The 16,241-nt window shown below is 73.8% G+C and carries 16 protein-coding genes; 4 read left to right on the top strand and 12 right to left on the bottom strand.

The window, feature by feature from the left end:
* Positions 1–24: 24 nt before the first annotated feature.
* From ABZ479_RS37815 to ABZ479_RS37780, 8 genes are all read right to left on the bottom strand, one after another.
* Complete coding sequence (locus ABZ479_RS37815) at positions 25–954, bottom strand: DMT family protein (protein WP_500465798.1); 930 nt, start codon at positions 952–954, stop codon at positions 25–27.
* Between the two features lie 293 nt (positions 955–1,247).
* Positions 1,248–3,125 carry a complex I subunit 5 family protein gene (locus ABZ479_RS37810; RefSeq protein ID WP_500465797.1) on the bottom strand — a complete coding sequence of 626 codons (1,878 nt, stop codon included), beginning with the start codon at positions 3,123–3,125 and terminating at the stop codon, positions 1,248–1,250.
* A gap of 11 nt (positions 3,126–3,136) precedes the next feature.
* Positions 3,137–3,481 (bottom strand): sodium:proton antiporter, encoded by a 345-nt coding sequence (locus ABZ479_RS37805; protein ID WP_499600845.1) that lies wholly within the window; start codon positions 3,479–3,481, stop codon positions 3,137–3,139.
* Positions 3,478–4,206 carry an MnhB domain-containing protein gene (locus ABZ479_RS37800; RefSeq protein WP_500465796.1) on the bottom strand — a complete coding sequence of 243 codons (729 nt, stop codon included), beginning with the start codon at positions 4,204–4,206 and terminating at the stop codon, positions 3,478–3,480. Before ABZ479_RS37800 ends, ABZ479_RS37805 begins: the two co-directional genes overlap by 4 nt.
* Positions 4,203–4,493 (bottom strand): Na(+)/H(+) antiporter subunit B, encoded by a 291-nt coding sequence (locus ABZ479_RS37795; RefSeq protein ID WP_500465795.1) that lies wholly within the window; start codon positions 4,491–4,493, stop codon positions 4,203–4,205. The genes ABZ479_RS37800 and ABZ479_RS37795 overlap by 4 nt, the downstream gene beginning before the upstream one ends.
* Positions 4,490–4,792 (bottom strand): monovalent cation/H(+) antiporter subunit G, encoded by a 303-nt coding sequence (locus tag ABZ479_RS37790; RefSeq protein WP_500465794.1) that lies wholly within the window; start codon positions 4,790–4,792, stop codon positions 4,490–4,492. Before ABZ479_RS37790 ends, ABZ479_RS37795 begins: the two co-directional genes overlap by 4 nt.
* A complete protein-coding gene (locus tag ABZ479_RS37785; protein WP_499600841.1) occupies positions 4,789–5,067 on the bottom strand; it encodes an MrpF/PhaF family protein in 279 nt (92 codons plus the stop codon). Before ABZ479_RS37785 ends, ABZ479_RS37790 begins: the two co-directional genes overlap by 4 nt.
* On the bottom strand, positions 5,064–5,528 hold the full coding sequence (locus tag ABZ479_RS37780) for a Na+/H+ antiporter subunit E (RefSeq protein ID WP_500465793.1): 465 nt from the start codon (positions 5,526–5,528) through the stop codon (positions 5,064–5,066). The genes ABZ479_RS37785 and ABZ479_RS37780 overlap by 4 nt, the downstream gene beginning before the upstream one ends.
* A 235-nt stretch (positions 5,529–5,763) precedes the next feature.
* Between ABZ479_RS37780 and ABZ479_RS37775 the strand changes: the two genes are divergently transcribed.
* Positions 5,764–6,519, top strand: a complete 756-nt coding sequence (locus ABZ479_RS37775; RefSeq protein ID WP_500465792.1) for a DUF4097 family beta strand repeat-containing protein — start codon at positions 5,764–5,766, stop codon at positions 6,517–6,519.
* Positions 6,520–6,570: 51 nt separating this feature from the next.
* On the opposite strand, the gene ABZ479_RS37770 is transcribed toward ABZ479_RS37775, so the two are convergent.
* From ABZ479_RS37770 to ABZ479_RS37755, 4 genes are all read right to left on the bottom strand, one after another.
* Positions 6,571–7,410, bottom strand: coding sequence for a carbohydrate ABC transporter permease (locus ABZ479_RS37770; protein ID WP_500465791.1), 840 nt, complete (start codon positions 7,408–7,410; stop codon positions 6,571–6,573).
* Positions 7,407–8,291: a carbohydrate ABC transporter permease gene (locus tag ABZ479_RS37765; protein WP_499600938.1), complete on the bottom strand. Its 885-nt coding sequence runs from the start codon at positions 8,289–8,291 to the stop codon at positions 7,407–7,409. The genes ABZ479_RS37770 and ABZ479_RS37765 overlap by 4 nt, the downstream gene beginning before the upstream one ends.
* Positions 8,292–8,433: 142 nt before the next feature.
* A complete protein-coding gene (locus ABZ479_RS37760; RefSeq protein WP_500465790.1) occupies positions 8,434–9,708 on the bottom strand; it encodes an ABC transporter substrate-binding protein in 1,275 nt (424 codons plus the stop codon).
* Between the two features lie 9 nt (positions 9,709–9,717).
* On the bottom strand, positions 9,718–10,770 hold the full coding sequence (locus tag ABZ479_RS37755) for a carbohydrate kinase family protein (protein WP_500465789.1): 1,053 nt from the start codon (positions 10,768–10,770) through the stop codon (positions 9,718–9,720).
* 197 nt (positions 10,771–10,967) lie between these two features.
* Between ABZ479_RS37755 and ABZ479_RS37750 the strand changes: the two genes are divergently transcribed.
* Genes ABZ479_RS37750 through ABZ479_RS37740 form a run of 3 tightly spaced genes read left to right on the top strand, consistent with a single transcriptional unit; the run spans position 10,968 to position 16,194 of the window.
* A complete protein-coding gene (locus tag ABZ479_RS37750; protein WP_499600835.1) occupies positions 10,968–11,720 on the top strand; it encodes a DeoR/GlpR family DNA-binding transcription regulator in 753 nt (250 codons plus the stop codon).
* Positions 11,717–13,060: a 6-phospho-beta-glucosidase gene (locus ABZ479_RS37745; protein WP_500465788.1), complete on the top strand. Its 1,344-nt coding sequence runs from the start codon at positions 11,717–11,719 to the stop codon at positions 13,058–13,060. Before ABZ479_RS37750 ends, ABZ479_RS37745 begins: the two co-directional genes overlap by 4 nt.
* Positions 13,061–13,074: 14 nt before the next feature.
* Entirely contained in the window at positions 13,075–16,194 is a 3,120-nt protein-coding gene (locus ABZ479_RS37740; RefSeq protein ID WP_500465787.1) for an alpha-mannosidase, read from the top strand.
* Positions 16,195–16,241 lie beyond the last annotated feature (47 nt).

The raw sequence follows: 16,241 nt of genomic DNA, 5'->3' as shown, positions 1-16,241 counted from the left end.
TTTTTACTCCCCCCCCCACCCCCTTCATAAACCCCCACCCCCACACACTCTCACCCAACCCCCCTCTCTTCCGTTCTGCTCCGCCGGCGGGCCGCCCGCGGCCGACGCGGGCGGCACGTCCTGCTCCGCCTCCCCGAACCGGGCCAGGGCCAGCGCGCCCGCGATCGACAGCGCGAAGCCGAGCACGGCGAGCGGGGCCCGGTCGTGCCGCGTGGAGTCCCCCAGCCACACCACGCCGAAGAGCGCGGGCCACAGCGACTCGGTGATGACCATCGCCGCCGTCGCGGCGGTGACCGAGCCCGCGGCGAGGGCGTCGACGAGGAAGACGAAGCCGGTGACGCCCGAGATGACGACGGCGTACGTCGCCGGGTCCGCGAGCAGCTCGCCCGGCGCGAACCCGATCAGCATCCGCACCGCCACCGCCACGACGCCGAACGCCAGCCCCGCCACGGCGCCGAGCACCGCCGCCCGGCTCCGCTTCGCACGGCGCTCCACGACCCGCCCGGCGACCGCCAGGACCACGGCCGTGACGAGGATCGCCAACCGCAGCGGCGGGTCGCCCTCGCTCCCGCCGTCCCGGCCCGCGGAGACGGCCAGCACCGCGAGCCCGAGGCACACCGCCCCGACCGCCGTCCACTCCGCCGCGCGCAGCCGCACCTTCAGCAGCACCGCCGCCACGACCGCGGTGACCGCGAGGGAGGACGCCAGCGCCGCCTCGACCACGAACAGCGCGACGGACCGCAGCGCCACCAGCTCCGCCGCGAAACCCAGCGCGTCCATCCCGACACCCGCGACGAACGGCCAGCAGCGCAGCGCCCGCACCAGCGTCCGCGCCCCCGCGCACGGCGCCCCCGGCGCGGCCGCGGCGGCCCGGCGCGCGCCCATGGCCTGGAGCACCGTCGCGGTCCCCATCAGCACGGCGGCACACAGCGCGAACGCGATACCCGGTCCCATGCACGGACCGTAACCGCCCAGGACGGCCGCCCGGTACGACCGCCACGCGTCACATCCCCCGCACCGTGCCCGGCGGGCCGCTCCGCGGTGGCGTCGGCCCGTGCGGCCCCGGTGCCCCGCACGAGCGCCCGGCCCCGACGCAGAACGGCCCGTGGATCCCGGACGCCTCGACCCGCCTCTCCGTTGCACGCTCTGCCGGACCGCCGCCTTCGGTGGGCCTCGCGGCGGGTTCCTGGTGCCCCTCGGGTGCGCGGACGGGACGCTGGGGAGCGCGGTGGTGCGCGCGTGGCGTCTCAGCCGCCACCCGCCTGGGCGCCGAAGGCCACCAGCAGTACGGCGACGCCGACCGTCAGCCAGGCGACGGAGTCGCCGGGCAGTCCCGAGTGCAGCCGGCGCAGCGGCACCACGGCCGTACGGGTCACCGCGGAGGCGGCGGTGCGGGCGCGTCGCACCAGGGCGCCGGAGGCAGCCGGGCCCCACACGGCGGCCGCCGCCAAAGCGGCGGCGGCGGCCGTGGACAGCAGACCCAGCAGCACGCCCTCCGGTGTCCACCCGGCCTCGGGCGGGACCCCGGTGGACGCGGCCACCCGGGACGAACCGAGCGTCGCGGCCGCGTAGCCGGCGTGATCGGTGAACCCCGTCGCGGAACGGGCCAGGGAGGCGCCCACCGCGGGCACGAGGCCGACCGCGAGGCTGCCGAACAGCAGCAGCGCCGGGACGGCGACCATCATCACCGGCACGACCCGGCGCGGCCCGCGGATCTCCGGCTCCTCGCCCTCGCCGCTGGTCTCCGGCCCGCCGGGGTGGGCCGGGGGACGCGGCCCGGCACCGCGGAAGACGCGCAGCGCGGCACGCAGCACGGCGCCGCCGGTCACCGCAGAGGCCACGAGGTACACCGCGGTCAGCCACCCCAGCCAGTGCGCCGCCGCGTCCTCCGCCAGCGCCTTCCCCAGCCCCGTCCCGAACGGCGGCAGCCCCGCGAGCACCAGCCCGGCCAGCAGGAACAGCGCGCCGGGCAGCACCAGTTCGCGGGCCCTGCCGTGCAGCCCGCGCTCGTCGACCGAGCCGTACCGGTCCAGCAGCACCCCGCTCAGGCCGAACAGGGCGGCCTTGGCCCCGGCGTGCCCGGCGACGTACACGGCGGTTCCCGCCGTTCCCAGCGGGGTGAGCGTGGCGACGCCCACCAGGAACAGGCCCACGTGCGAGACGGTGGAGAAGGCCAGCAGCCGCTTGAGGTGCCGCTGCTGCCAGCACATCACCGCCCCCACCAGCGCCGTCAGCACCCCGAAGGCCGTCAGGGTGTCGCGCAGCGCGTGCGGCGGGATGCCGCCGGGTCCGGAGAACACCGCCCAGTAGACGCGGGTGACCCCGTAGACGCCCAGTTCGACCATCACGCCCGACAGCAGCATGCACACCGGGGTCGGCGCGACGGCGTGCGCGTCGGGCAGCCACAGGTGGAAGGGCACCATCGCGGCCTTCACCAGCAGTCCCGTCACGACCAGCACGAAACCGCACACCACCAGGGCGTCCGGCCCGTCGTGCCGGGCCAGTTCGCGGCCGATCGCGGCGAAGCCCAGCTCGCCCGTGCGCGCGTACAGCAGGCCGATGCCCATCAGGGAGGCGTACGCGCCGAGCGAGTTGACCAGGCCGAAGGTCAGCGCGCCCTGCAGCGGCCGGGGGTCCTCGATGCGGTAGCCGGTCAGGGCGTACGCGACCACGCCCATCAGCTCGAAGAAGACGAAGGCGTCGAAGAGGTCCCCGGTGAGGGCGAAGCCGCACATGCCCGCCTCGAAGAGCAGCAGCAGTGCGGGGAAGTTGCCCGCGTGGTCGCCGCCCGGCTCGGCGTAGTAGCGCCACGAGTAGACGACCACCGCCAGCACCAGGACCGCGGCGAGCAGCGCGATCCCGCCGCCCACCCGGTCCGCGGCGAGGACGACGCCGACGCCGTGGCCGCCCGGGGCCTGCGGCCGCCAGCCGCCGAGCCACGCCACGGACAGCCCGTCGCCCGCCCGCGCCCACAGCGCCGCCACGACCACCACCTCCGCCGCGGCGCAGGCCGTCGCCAGCAGGTCGCAGCCCAGCCGCGGCAGCCATCGGCCGCACACGGCCAGCAGGACCGCGCCGAGCAGCGGGACGGCGACGGCCAGCGGCAGCAGGGCGTCCGGCCCCACGGTCGGCGCCCTCAGCCCTTCAGCCCGGTGAGCGACTCCGGGTCCAGGGTGCCGTGCCGCTTGCGCAACTGGATGACCAGGCTGAGCAGCAGCGCGGTCACCACCGCGCCGACCACGACGTCGGTCAGGGTCAGCGCCTGCACGACCGGGTCGACGACCGGGGTGTGCACGGAGGCGTCGGAGAAGACGGGGGCGGTGCCGCCGCGCCGGTAGCCGACGGCCAGCAGCAGCACGTACGTCCCGGCCTGGGCGACGCTGAGGCAGCCCACGGCCTGGATGAGGTCACGGCTGGTCACCAGCCCGTACATGCCGGCCAGGAAGATCCAGCCGGCCACGAGGTAGGGCAGCACGCTCACTTGTCGGTCACCTCCACGGCCTGATCGAGGAAGGAGGCGAGCAGGACGACGACGCCCGAGCCCACCTCCACCCCGACGGCGGCGTTGATCAGCGGCACGAGCCCACCCGAGGCCAGGTCGCGGAAGGTCCCCAGCGGCAGCGTGTTGGCCAGGTACGCGCCGGCCACCGCCAGCCCCACCAGCCCCAGCGCGGTGAACGCCGCCGCCGCGAGGGCGTCCGTCACCTCCAGGGCGGCCAGCGGGCGCACCCGGCCCAGCACCCGGTAGTCGGCGGCCACGTACGCCAAGTGCAGGCCCGCGGCCAGCACCACCCCGCCCTGGAAGCCGCCGCCGGGGCTCAACTGGCCGTGCGCGACGACGTACCAGCCGGTCAGCAGCGCCACCGGCAGCAGCAGCGCGCCGAACAGCCGCGTGGCCGGCAGCACCGACCGCGGCGCCGGGCCGACCTTGCGCTCGTCGCGGGCCGGCCGCAGCAGCACGGTGGCCCCCAGGACCGCCGCGAACAGCACCGACTCCTCGCCGAGGGTGTCGAAGGCCCGCTGGTCGAAGTTGACCGAGGAGACCACGTTCGCCGTGTGCCGGGACAGGGCCGCGGAGACCGCCCGCTCGCCGTAGGGGTGGACGTCACCGCCGAACGGGGGCAGTTCGGCACAGGCCAGTGCCCAGCCCGCGAACAGCACCGCGGCGGCGACGGCGAACAGCCGGATCCGCGTGGCGCGCCTCACCGGCCGTCCCCGTGCGTCCGCCCGTTCTGTTCGCTCCGTGCCGCGGGCCCGCGGCGGACCCGGCGCACGGTGAGCAGGATGAGCAGCGGCGTCAGAACCGAGCCGACGGCCAGTTGCGACAGCGCCACGTCGGGGGCCTGGAACACGGTGAACAGCAGCGCGAGCGCCAGGCCCAGGAAGGCCAGGACGACGGACTGCCGCACCGGGTCGCGGGTCAGTACGGCCGCCGTGGCGGTGACCGCCACCAGCAGGAGCGCGATCACGGCCGGCGCATCGGTGCCCGTCACGTGGAGGGTTCCCTTCGCTCGTCCATGCGCACGGTCAGCCGCCCGAGCGCCATCGTGGTCACGGTGCCGCCGGCGGCCAGCAGCAGCCCGACGAACAGCAGCTTCAGGGCGGCCCGGCCCGGTCCCGTCTCCACCGCGAGGGCCAGCGCCACCAGTGGGGCGCCGAGCGCGCCGGCGGGGGAGAGGGCGTGCAGACGGCGGTAGGGGCCGGGCAGCAGGACCAGCGCCGCGGCGGACAGCAGGAGCACCGCGCAGCCCACGACCAGCAGGGCCAGCGCGATGACGTGACGTGCCGTCATGTCGCCGCACCGCCGCCCTCGTGCGGCTCCCCGGCCAGGAAGCGGGTGAAGACCAGGGTGCCCACCGGCCCCAGTACGGCGAGCACCAGCGCGAGATCGGTGTACGAGGAGCGCCCGAATCCCTGGGCCAGCAGCAGGAAGACGACCGCCACCAATGTCGTCGCCAGGCTCGTGCCGGCCAGCCGGACGTGCGCCGGCCCGCGCAGCGCCAGCCAGGCGCACGGGCCGAGCCCGGCGGCCATGAGCACGGTGGCCGCGATCAGCCAGGCGTTCATCCCCGTACCTCCTCGGCCCCCAGCGCGCGCTCCATCGCCGACGTCCCGGCGCCGAGCCGGTGCACCGTGACGACGCGTTCGCCGCTGTCGTCGACGTCCACCACGACCGTGCCCGGCGTCGCGGACAGCGCCGCCGTCGCCCATCCCGCGCCCACGCCCTCGGGCAGCCGCAGCGTGTGCAGTCGGCCGCGGTGGGCCCGCCCGCCGAAGGCGGCGACGGCCAGTTGCCAGGTCTCCGCGAGCACCGCGCCCGGCCAGGCGCGTACCGCACGCGCCGCGTGCCGCGCACCGCCCGGCGTCGCACCGGAGGCCGTCCGCACCGTGCGCGCGGCGATGCCGGCCAGCAGCGCGCCGACCGCGCCGACCGCGACCTCCAGCACCGTGACCGGCCCGATCAACACCACGTACAGGGCGAGCAGCACGAGCAGCCACCCCGTCACCTCGGCCGCCCTGCGCCGCATCCTGCCCTCCCGTTCCCGTCCGCCGCCCCGCCCGCCAGGTCTACCGGCCGCGGCGCCGGGGGCCCGCCCCGCGCGCCGCCCGCGTGGCCGCTGCCACCCGTTCGCCGCACCACGGTCGAAGCGCGTGTACCCGCGCATCGGCGGGCCAGTCACCCCGTCGGGGGATCGGGAATGCCCCCTTTGCGGCTATATGCTCCGCATGGGGTGATGGTTGACGACGTGCAAGGAGAAGACAGTGGTGAAGAGTTGGCGCGCGGTGGCGGTCGTCCTGGCACTCGCGGCGACGGGGTTCCTGGCGTCCTGCGACGCGGGCGGCGACGGGGCACCCGGTGCCGACGTCACCGGCTCCGCCGTCCCCTCGGGGAAGGGGTCGCCCGGCGCCGCGACCGACGGGTCCTCCCCGCGCTCCTACGAGATCTCCGGCGCGAAGGCGCTCGACGTGCGCAACGAGAACGGTTCCGTGCGGATCACCGTGGGCAGCGGGCCGATGTCGGTGACCGAGACCCTGGAGTACGGCGCCGTGAAGCCGGCCACCCGCCATCGGGTCGAGGGCGGCACCTTGAGGCTGACCGGCTCCGGGTGCGGGAACAGCCGGCCGTGCAAGGTCGACTACGTCGTCAGGGTGCCCGCCTCGACGCCCGTCAGCGTCAGGGTGCGCAACGGGCAGGTCGAGGCGGACGGCGTCACCGGCGCGGTCGACCTCGGCACCGGCAACGGCGGCGTCACCGGCACCGCCCTCGGCGCCCGCCGGGCCTCGCTGACGAGCGAGAACGGCACGGTGGAGGCGACCTTCGAGGCCGCGCCGGAGGAGGTCACCACCACGACCGGGAACGGCATGGTCACCGTCACCGTGCCCCCCGGAACCGCCTACGACGTGCGCGCCCGGACCGGCGTCGGGATGAGCGAGGTGAGCGTGCCGACCGATGCGTCGTCGGCGCGCAGGATCACCGCCACCACCGGGAACGGCATGGTCACGGTGCGGACGGGCTGACCGCCCGCCCGGGGCACCGCGGCGAACGGCGGTGCCCCGGGAGCCGTGCGGTCAACCGCGGACGGCCCCCTCGGTCGCGCCCGCGATGAAGCCCCGCGCGAAGAGCGCGAAGACCAGCACCAGGGGCGCCGAGGCGAGCAGCACGGCGGCCATCACGACGCTGTAGTCGGTGGAGCGGCCGACGTTCAGCTGGGCCAGGGCGACCTGGAGCGTGATGTGCTCGGGGTTGACCAGGGCGATCAGCGGCCAGACGTAGTCGTTCCAGGCGTTGACGAAGGCGTAGATGCCGAGGAACGCCAGAGCCGGGCGGATCATGGGCAGCACCACGTGCCAGTACTGGCGCAGGAAGCCGCAGCCGTCCATGCGGGCGGCGTCGAGGAGTTCGTCGGGAACGCCGCCGCTGATGTACTGCCGCAGCCAGAAGATGCCGAAGGCGTTGGCGAGCGCGGGCGGGATGAGCGCCTTGAGCGTGCCGAGCCAGCCCAGGTGCATCATGATCAGGTACTGCGGGATGATCGCCAGCTGCAGCGGCAGCATCATGAAGACGAGGAGCACCCCGAAGAGCCACCTGCGTCCGGGGAAGTCGAACTTGGCGAAGGCGAAGGCCGCGATCGAGTCGACGAAGAGCACGAGCAGGGTCGAGGCGCAGGCGACGGCCAGCGTGTTGAGCATCGAACCGAAGAAGTCGACGCTGTCGAGCACCGTGCGGACGTTGTCCAGCAGGTGAGGGCCGAAGGAGACCTTGGGCGGCGTCCGGTAGATGTCGCGCGTGGTGTTGGTCGCCATGACGATCGTCCAGTAGAACGGGAAGATCGAGACGAGGACCGCGGCGATCAGCACGAGGTGGGCGTAGAGCCCCTTGGGCCGCAGCGACCGTGCGGTACGCGTCATGACTTCCTCCCGCGCTGTACGAGGCGCCAGTTGACGGCGACGAGCACCAGGATGAGCACGAAGAACGCCCAGACGATGGCGGCGCCGTAGCCGAAGTCGTTGTTGGAGAACGCGGATTGGTAGAAGTAGAGCAGCGTGGTCAGGCCGGCCTGGCCGGGGCCGCCGAGATTGGCGTTGGCCGCGTTGCTGCCGAACAGCACCTGCGGTTCGGTGAAGCTCTGCAGACCGTTGACCGTCGAGATGACCACGGTGAAGAGGATGACCGGACGCAGGATCGGCACCGTGATGCGGAAGAAGGTCCGCACCGGCCCCGCCCCGTCGATCCTCGCCGCCTCGTAGACCTCGCCGGGGATGGCCTGCATCCCCGCCAGATAGATGATCATGTTGTAGCCGGTCCACTGCCAGGTCATCAGCAGCGCGATGACCAGCTTGATGGTCCACGGATTGCTCATCCACTGGACCTCGGGCAGGCCGGCCATGTGCAGGATCGCGTTGACCAGGCCGAAGTTGTTGCTGAAGACCGCGCCGAAGAAGATCGCGATGGCGACGATCGAGGTGACGTTCGGCAGGAAGAGCGCGATCCGGTAGAAGGACTTGAAGCGCCGCACGGAGTTGAGCAGCGTGGCCAGCACCAGCGCCCCGAAGAGCGTCGGCACCGTCGACAGCACCCAGATGGCCAGGGTGTTGCGGATCGACAGCCAGAAGACCGGGTCGTCCATCAGGAAGCGGAACTGCTGCAACCCGACGAACTGCATCTCGCCGATGCCGTCCCAGCGCTGGAAGGCCAGGTAGAGCGAGTAGAACACCGGCCAGAGCATGAACACGCCGAAGACCAGGTAGAACGGCGAGATCGCCAGGTACTGCGGCCAGAAGGAGAGCACCCCGCGCCGGGCGGCGCGCGGCGCCGGCGGCAGATGGTGCGCGGGCGCGGAACGGCGCGGACGGAAGCGCGGCCGCCCCGCCCCGCCGTCGGTGGTGCCCACCGCGACGGAGCCGGGGCCGGTGGTCGGAGGCGCCGCCATGTCAGCGCACGCCCTGCCGCTGCGCGATCTGCTTGGCCTGGTCCACCGCGTCCTTCCACGCGTCGTCCGGCTTCTTGCCCTTGGTCTCGATGTTGGTCAGCTCGGTCTTGAACGTGGCCATGACGGCCGCGTCCGCCGGGGCCTCGTACGCCGCCGGGATCGCCTTGGCGGCCGGCCCGAAGACGTCGATGGTCTTCTGCCCGCCGAAGTACGGGTCGCCGGAGGTCATCTGCGGCATGGCGTACGCGGCAGGGGCGGCCGGGAAGATCGCGGCGTCGGCGAAGCCGCGGGCGTCGTTGGCGGGGCTCAGCAGCCAGCTCACGACCTTGAAGGCCTGCTCGGGGTTGCGGCACTGGCGGGGCAGCGCCAGGAACGAGCCGCCGAGGTTGGAGGGGCCGCCCGGCATCGGGGCCACCCGCCACTTGCCCTTGGAGTCGGGGGCGGCGGAGGAGATGTCCAGGGCGTGCCAGGCGGCGCCGAGTTCGGTCGCCAGGGTGCCCTTGGCGATGGCCGCGTTCCAGCTGTTGTCGTTGATCTTGGCGTCGAGCCCCAGCTGGTACGGCCGGACGGCCAGGTCCCAGGCGGCACGGATGTGGTCCTGGTCGCCGACGAAGTGGTTGTCGGCGTCGATGAAGCGCTGCGTGCCCTGCCCGACGGCGATGTCGAAGACCGCGCTCGCGCTGTTGATCAGCGACGCCGACGGCACCGCCTTGTGCAGTTCCCGGCCCGCGTCGAACCAGTCGTCCCAGGTCTTGATCTGCGCCGCGACCTCGCCCGGCTCGGAGGGCAGCCCGGCCTGCTCGAAGAAGTCCGCGCGGTAGAACATCGCGGTGGGGCCGATGTCGATCGGGAAGCCGATCTGCCGGCCGTCCTCGCTCCGCGCCAGCTTGGTCTTCCACTCCAGGTACTGAGGAGCGATGTCCTTGAAGCCCAGCTCGTTCAGGTCCAGGAAGCGGTTGGCGTTGGGCAGGAAGGAGGCCATGTCCTCGCCCTTGATGCCGGTGATGTCGGGCACCGACTGGCCGCCGGTCAGCGTCGTGAGCAGCTTCTGCTTGAAGTCGCCGCCTATCTGCGCGGACTTCAGGGTCACCGCGGTGAAGTGCGCCTCGGCGTCCTTGACAACCTTGTCACTCAGCCCGCCGCCCCAGTACCAGAGCGTGAGGTTCTTGCCGTTCCTGGTGCCGCCCGCGCCGCCTCCGCCGCACGCGGCGGTGAGGCCGGCGGCCGCGGCGGTGAGCACGGTCGCCTGCAGGAATCGTCTGCGGGAAAGGTCCACGGGGTTCTCCTACTGCTCGGGCTGATCGGCGTGGTGCGGGCCCGCGGCGGTCGTCGCGGCGGCCGGCACGGCGTGGTCGAGGAAGGCGTACGCGGAGCGCAGTCCGTCGTCGCCGGGGGAGTCGCGCACGGCCCGCCACCAGCGGCCGACGGCGGCCAGGTCCGGTGCGGCGGCGGCGCCCCCGATCCGCCCGACGGACAGCGCGGCGACGAGGTTGGCGAAGCGCAGCCGGTCGGCGAGCGGCCGGCCGGCCAGGGTGGCGGCGACCAGCCCGGCACCGAAGACGTCGCCCGCGCCGGTGGTGTCGACGGCGTCCACCGCGAGGCCCGGCACCGACGCGGTCTCGCCCGTCGAGGAGTCCACCGCCAGGGCGCCCCCGGCGCCGTCGGTGACCACGGCGAGCGGCACCAGGTCGGCCAGCCGGGACAACGCCGCCCGCGGGGTGGTGGTGCGGGTGTAGGCCATCGCCTCGTCGGCGTTGGGCATGAAGGCGTGGCACAGGGCGAGCTGCTCCAGTACCGCCGGGCTCCAGCGCTCCGAGGGGTCCCAGCCGACGTCGGCGAAGACCAGGGTGCCCGCGGCGTGCGCGCGCCCCACCCACTCCAGCGGCTCGGCGCCGATGTGGGCGATCGCGGCCCGGCTGGGCGGCGGTTCGCCGATCATCGCGTCCGGGCCGAGCGGCGGCTCCTGGCCGTGGGTGACCAGCGCCCGGTCGCCGTCGTAGGCGAGGGAGACGGTCACCGGCGTCGGCCATCCGGCGAACCGGCGCGAGCGCGAGAGGTCGACGCCCTCGGCGACGGACAGCTCGTGCCACAGGTGCGTGCCGAGCAGGTCCTCGCCGAAGGCCGCGGACAGCGACGTACGCAGCCCCAGCCGGCTCAGCGCGACCGCGAAGTTGGCGATCCCGCCGGGGGAGGTGCCCATGTCCTTGGTCCACACCTCGGCGCCCGGGGTGGGTGCCGAGGGGAGCCCGGTGAAACCCAGGTCGAAGAAGAGCAGCCCTGACAGGAAGACATCGGCTGCCTCCTCCCGGGTGCTGCCGGCGTGTGTCGACCGCGGCATTGCGACCTACCTCTCCAGGGGCACCGGGGCGGAGAGCGCCCGGTGCTTCGTGTCCCCCCGGTCCAGGCCCGGACGGGGGGACGTCCTGGCCTGAAGTAGGCAAGAGCTTGCATGCTGTGCAGTGGTTTGACAAGGGTCAATCACAAATCTGCTCGACTTTGATTGACTTTGCAGAGAGCCCGGGTAGGGTTCGGGGCATGCTCCCCGACCGACGACATGAGCTGATCCTCCGCGCACTGCGGTCGGACGGCCCCACCTCGGTGACCGCGCTGGCCGAACGGATCGGCGCCAGCCAGGCCACGATCCGCCGCGACCTCATCCAGCTCGAGGACGAGGGCCTGCTGAAGCGCGTCTACGGCGGCGCGGTCCCGCTGACCGGCGAGGACGACCCGTTCCCCGACGTCGCCGCGGTCCGCGTCGAGGCCAAGGACGCCATCGCCGTACGCTGCGCCGAGACCATCCAGGACGGCGAGACCGTCCTGCTCGACATCGGGACGACCGCACTGCGGGTCGCCCGGCACCTGCGCGGCCGCTCGCTCACGGTGATCACCAGCAACCTCGCGGTCTACGAGGAGCTGCAGGACGAGAAGGACGTGCAGCTGGTGCTGCTCGGCGGGGTGGTGCGCCGCGAGTACCGCTCCCTGGTCGGCTTCCTCACCGAGGACAACCTGCGCCAGGTCCGGGCCGACCGGCTGGTGATGGGCACCAGCGGCATCCGTCCGGACGGGCAGATACTGGACACGACCGCCGTGGAGGTGCCCGTCAAACGGGCCATGATCGCGGCGAGCGACCAGGTGCTGCTCGTGGCGGACGCCGGGAAGTTCCCCGGCACCGGCATGGCCCGGGTGTGCGGGCCGGAGGACATCGACGTCGTGGTGACCAACGCCCCGGCGGACGCGACGACCCGGACCTCGCTGCGCGAGGCGGGGGTGGAGGTAGTCGAGGTATGAAGCTCACGATTCTCGGCGGTGGCGGCTTCCGCGTCCCGCTGGTCCACCGCGCCCTGCTGGAGGACCGCGCGGAGGGCCGGGTCACCCACGTCACCCTGCACGACCTCGACCCCGCACGGCTGGACGCCATCGTCCGGGTGCTGCGGCAGCAGGCGCAGGGATACCCCGACGCGCCCGAGGTCACCGTCACGACCGACCTCGACGACGCGGTCACCGGCGCCGACTTCGTGTTCTCCGCGATCCGCGTCGGCGGCCTCGCGGGGCGCGTCGTCGACGAGCGCGTCGCCCTCGACGAGGGCGTCCTCGGCCAGGAGACGGTCGGCGCCGGCGGCATCGCCTACGGACTGCGCACCGTCCCCGTCGCCGTCGACATCGCCCGCCGCATCGCGCGGCTCGCCCCCGACGCCTGGGTCATCAACTTCACCAACCCCGCCGGCCTGGTCACCGAAGCCATGTCCCACCACCTCGGCGACCGCGTCATCGGCATCTGCGACTCGCCGGTCGGCCTGGGCAGGCGAGTGGCGCGCGCCCTCGGCATCGACCCAGGCCGGGCCTGGTTCGACTACGCGGGGCTGAACCACCTCGGCTGGCTGCGGGCGGTCCGCGTGGACGGCGTCGACCTGCTCCCGCGGCTGCTGGCCGACGAGGCGGCGCTCACCTCCTTCGAGGAGGGCAAGCTCTTCGGTGCCGACTGGCTGCGCACCCTCGGCTCGGTGCCCAACGAGTACCTGAACTACTACTACTCCAACCGCGAGGCCGTCGCCGCAGCGCGCGACGCCGAGCACACCCGCGGCGCCTTCCTCCTGGAGCAGCAGCAGCGCTTCTACGAGAAGATGCGCGCCCCGGGCACGGAACCCTTCGCCGCCTGGGACGCCACCCGCCTGGAGCGCGAGACGACCTACGGCGCCGACGTCCGCGAGGCCGCGGGGGCCGGCGAACGCGACTCGTGCGACCTGGAGTCCGGCGGCTACGAGAAGGTCGCCCTCGCCCTGATGCGGGCCATCGCCCTCGACGAGCGCACCACGTTGATCCTCAACGTCCGCAATCGCCGCGCCCTCGAGCCGCTCGACTCCGAGGCCGTCGTCGAGGTGCCCTGCCACGTGGACGCCAACGGGGCCCGCCCGATCGTCGGCGACCCGCTGCCCGGCCACGCCGTCGGCCTGGTCACCGCCGTCAAGGCCGTCGAGCGCGACGTCATCACCGCCGCCACCACCGGCGACGGCGCCGCCGCACTGCGGGCCTTCGCGCTGCACCCGCTCGTCGACTCCGTCGCCGTCGCCCGGCGTCTGCTCGACGGATACCGCAAGCACGTACCCGACCTCGCCTACCTCCGGGACTGAGGGGACCAGCACCCATGCACGACGACCGCAAGCAGGTCGAGGCGCGCCTCGACCGCGTCCTGGAACAGCGCATCCGCCCCGCGGTGTACGGCGCGTCGGTACCGCTGACGCTCACCGCGTGGCACGTGGAGGGCGAACCGGTGCCGGTGGGCGAGGCACTCGCCGCCGAGTACGTGCCCTTCGCGACCGGCGACCGCTGGGGCAACCCCTGGTCGACCAGCTGGATACGCGCCCGGGGCACCGTCCCCGCCGAGTGGGCCGGCCGCCGCGTGGAGGCCGTCTTCGACCTCGGTTTCATCGGCGACTGGCCCGGCGGCCAGGCCGAGGCCCTGGTCCACGACGCCGCCGGCACCCCGGTCAAGGGCATCGAGCCGCGCAACCAGTACGTGCCCGTGGCGAACCCCGCGGCCGGCGGTGAACCGGTGGAACTGCTGCTGGAGGCCGCCGCCAACCCCGACGTCCTGGCCAAGGGCTTCCTGCCGACCCCGCTCGGCGACCGGCTCACCGCCCCCGCCGAGCCGCTGTACACGATGACCCGCGCCGACCTCGCCGTCCTCGACGAGGACGTGTGGCACCTCGTCCTCGACATCGAGGTCGCCGGCGAGCTGATGCGCGAACTGTCCACGGCCGAGCCGCGCCGCCACGAACTGCTGCGCGCCCTGGAGCGGATGCTCGACGCCCTCGACATCGCCGACGTCGCCGGCACCGCCGCCGCGGCCCGCGCCGAACTCGCCGGGGTGCTGTCCCGGCCCGCCCACGCCAGCGCCCACACGCTGTCCGCGGTCGGCCACGCCCACATCGACAGCGCGTGGCTGTGGCCGCTGCGCGAGACCAGGCGCAAGACCGCCCGTACCTTCTCCAACGTCACCGCGCTCGCGGCCGACTACCCGGAGCTGGTGTTCGCCTGCTCCCAGGCCCAGCAGTACGCCTGGGTCAAGGAGCGCAACCCCGAGGTGTACCGGCGCATGCAGGAGGCGGCGAAGGCCGGCAACTGGGTGCCGGTCGGCGGCATGTGGGTGGAGGCCGACGGCAACCTGCCGGGCGGCGAGGCGATGGCCCGCCAGCTGATCCACGGCAAGCGCTTCTTCGCCGAGGAGTTCGGCGTCGAGTGCCGGGGGGTGTGGCTGCCCGACTCCTTCGGCTACACCGGCGCCTACCCGCAGATCGCCCGGCTGGCCGGGATGGAGTGGTTCCTCACGCAGAAGATCTCGTGGAACCAGACGAACAAGATGCCGCACCACACCTTCTGGTGGGAGGGCATCGACGGCACCCGCATCTTCACGCACTTCCCGCCCGTCGACACCTACAACGCGGTGTTCTCCGGCGAGGAGATGGCCCACGCCGTCCGCAACTACGCCGACAAGGGCGGCGGTTCGCGCTCCCTGGTCCCCTTCGGCCACGGCGACGGCGGGGGCGGTCCCACCCGCGAGATGCTGGAGAAGGCCCGGCGGCTGCGCGACCTGGAGGGCTCGGCCAAGGTCGTCGTCCAGGACCCGGACACCTTCTTCCGCGAGGCCCGCGCGGAGTACGAGGACGCCCCGGTGTGGTCCGGCGAGCTCTACCTGGAGCTGCACCGCGCCACCTACACCAGCCAGGCCCGCACCAAGTCCGGCAACCGGCGCGGCGAGCACCTGCTGCGCGAGGCCGAGCTGTGGGCCGCCACGGCCGCGCTGCGCGACCCCTCGTACGCGTACCCGTACGAGGACCTCGACCGGCTGTGGAAGACGGTCCTGCTCCACCAGTTCCACGACATCCTGCCCGGCTCCTCCATCGCCTGGGTGCACCGCGAGGCAGAGGCGACCTACGCCCGCCTGAAGGAGGAGCTGGAGGCGATCACCGCGGGCGCCGCCGCGGTGGTGGCCGGCGACCCCGGCACCGGGCCGTCGGCGCCGTGGGTGCTCAACACCTCGCCGCGGCCCCGGGCGGAGGTCGTCGCCGTGCCGGCGGCGCCGGACGGAGCCGAGGGCCAGCCGCTCTCCGACGGCCGGGTGGCGGTCTTCGCCGAGCTGCCCGCCTCCGGGGCGGGGCCGGTCGTGGCGGCCGAGCCGGACGGGAGGGTGACCGTCACCGAACGCGTCCTGGACAACGGGCTGGTCCGCGTCGAACTCGACGACGACGGGCTGCTCACCTCGGTGTTCGACCTGAGAGCGGACCGCGAGGTGCTGGCCCCCGGCGAGCGCGGCAACCTGCTGCGGCTCCACACCGACCTGCCCAACCAGTGGGACGCCTGGGACATCGACCGCCACTACCGGCGGCAGTACACCGACCTGACGGCCGTGGACGCGATCACCGTCGTCGAGGAGGGCCCGCTCGTCGGCGCGATCCGCGTCGAGCGGTCCTTCGGCGGCTCCCGCCTCGCGCAGACCGTACGGCTGCGCGCGGGCAGCCCGCGGATCGACTTCGACACGGAGATCGACTGGCACGAGAGCGAGAAGATCCTCAAGGCGGCCTTCCCGCTGGACGTGCACGCCGACCGCAGCGCCGCCGAGATCCAGTTCGGGCACGTCTTCCGGCCCACCCACACCAACACCAGCTGGGACGCGGCCCGTTTCGAGGTCTTCTGCCACCGCTGGGCGCACGTCGCGGAGCCCGGGTACGGCGTGGCCGTGCTCAACGACTCGACCTACGGCCACGACGTGGGCCGCACCTCACGTGAGGACGGCGGCACCACCACGACGCTGCGGCTCAGCCTCGTCCGCGCGCCCCGCGTCCCCGACCCGCACGCCGACCAGGGCCCGCACCGCATGACGTACGCGCTGCTGCCCGGCGCGGCCGTCGAGGACGCCGTGGCGGGCGGCTACGAGCTCAACCTGCCGCTGCGGGTCACCGCCGGGGCCGCGGACGCCGGGCCGGCCGAGCCCCTGGTGACGCTCGACGGCACGCGGGCCGCGATCGAGGCGGTCAAGCTCGCCGACGACCGCTCCGGCGACGTCGTCGTCCGGCTGTACGAGTCCCTCGGCGGGCGCGCCGCGACGACCCTGCGGGCCTCGTTCCCCGTGGCGCGGGTGCAGGTCACGGACCTGCTGGAACGCCCGCTGGAGGGGGAGGAGGCGGAGCTCGGGCCCGACGGTGGGGTCCGGCTGGCCCTGCGGCCGTTCCAGATCCTCACCCTGCGTCTCACGCCGAGCGCGTAGCCGCCCCACCGCCCGGAGCGGTCCGGCCACCGGCTGCCCCACCGTTC

It is taken from the genome of Streptomyces sp. NPDC005722 (assembly GCF_040630935.1).
In the GTDB taxonomy this organism is placed as follows: domain Bacteria; phylum Actinomycetota; class Actinomycetes; order Streptomycetales; family Streptomycetaceae; genus Actinacidiphila.
Note: the sequence above shows the minus strand (reverse complement) of the source record. Positions and strands in the feature narration are given on the sequence as shown.

What these genes read in the sequence shown, in the direction of transcription:
- ABZ479_RS37815 (WP_500465798.1), bottom strand. Translation starts at nt 954, where the DNA reads ATGGGACCGGGTATCGCGTTCGCGCTGTGTGCCGCCGTGCTGATGGGG.
- ABZ479_RS37790 (WP_500465794.1), bottom strand. Translation starts at nt 4,792, where the DNA reads ATGACGGCACGTCACGTCATCGCGCTGGCCCTGCTGGTCGTGGGCTGC.
- ABZ479_RS37785 (WP_499600841.1), bottom strand. Translation starts at nt 5,067, where the DNA reads ATGAACGCCTGGCTGATCGCGGCCACCGTGCTCATGGCCGCCGGGCTC.
- ABZ479_RS37780 (WP_500465793.1), bottom strand. Translation starts at nt 5,528, where the DNA reads ATGCGGCGCAGGGCGGCCGAGGTGACGGGGTGGCTGCTCGTGCTGCTC.
- ABZ479_RS37770 (WP_500465791.1), bottom strand. Translation starts at nt 7,410, where the DNA reads ATGACGCGTACCGCACGGTCGCTGCGGCCCAAGGGGCTCTACGCCCAC.
- ABZ479_RS37755 (WP_500465789.1), bottom strand. Translation starts at nt 10,770, where the DNA reads ATGCCGCGGTCGACACACGCCGGCAGCACCCGGGAGGAGGCAGCCGAT.
- ABZ479_RS37750 (WP_499600835.1), top strand. Translation starts at nt 10,968, where the DNA reads ATGCTCCCCGACCGACGACATGAGCTGATCCTCCGCGCACTGCGGTCG.
- ABZ479_RS37745 (WP_500465788.1), top strand. Translation starts at nt 11,717, where the DNA reads ATGAAGCTCACGATTCTCGGCGGTGGCGGCTTCCGCGTCCCGCTGGTC.
- ABZ479_RS37740 (WP_500465787.1), top strand. Translation starts at nt 13,075, where the DNA reads ATGCACGACGACCGCAAGCAGGTCGAGGCGCGCCTCGACCGCGTCCTG.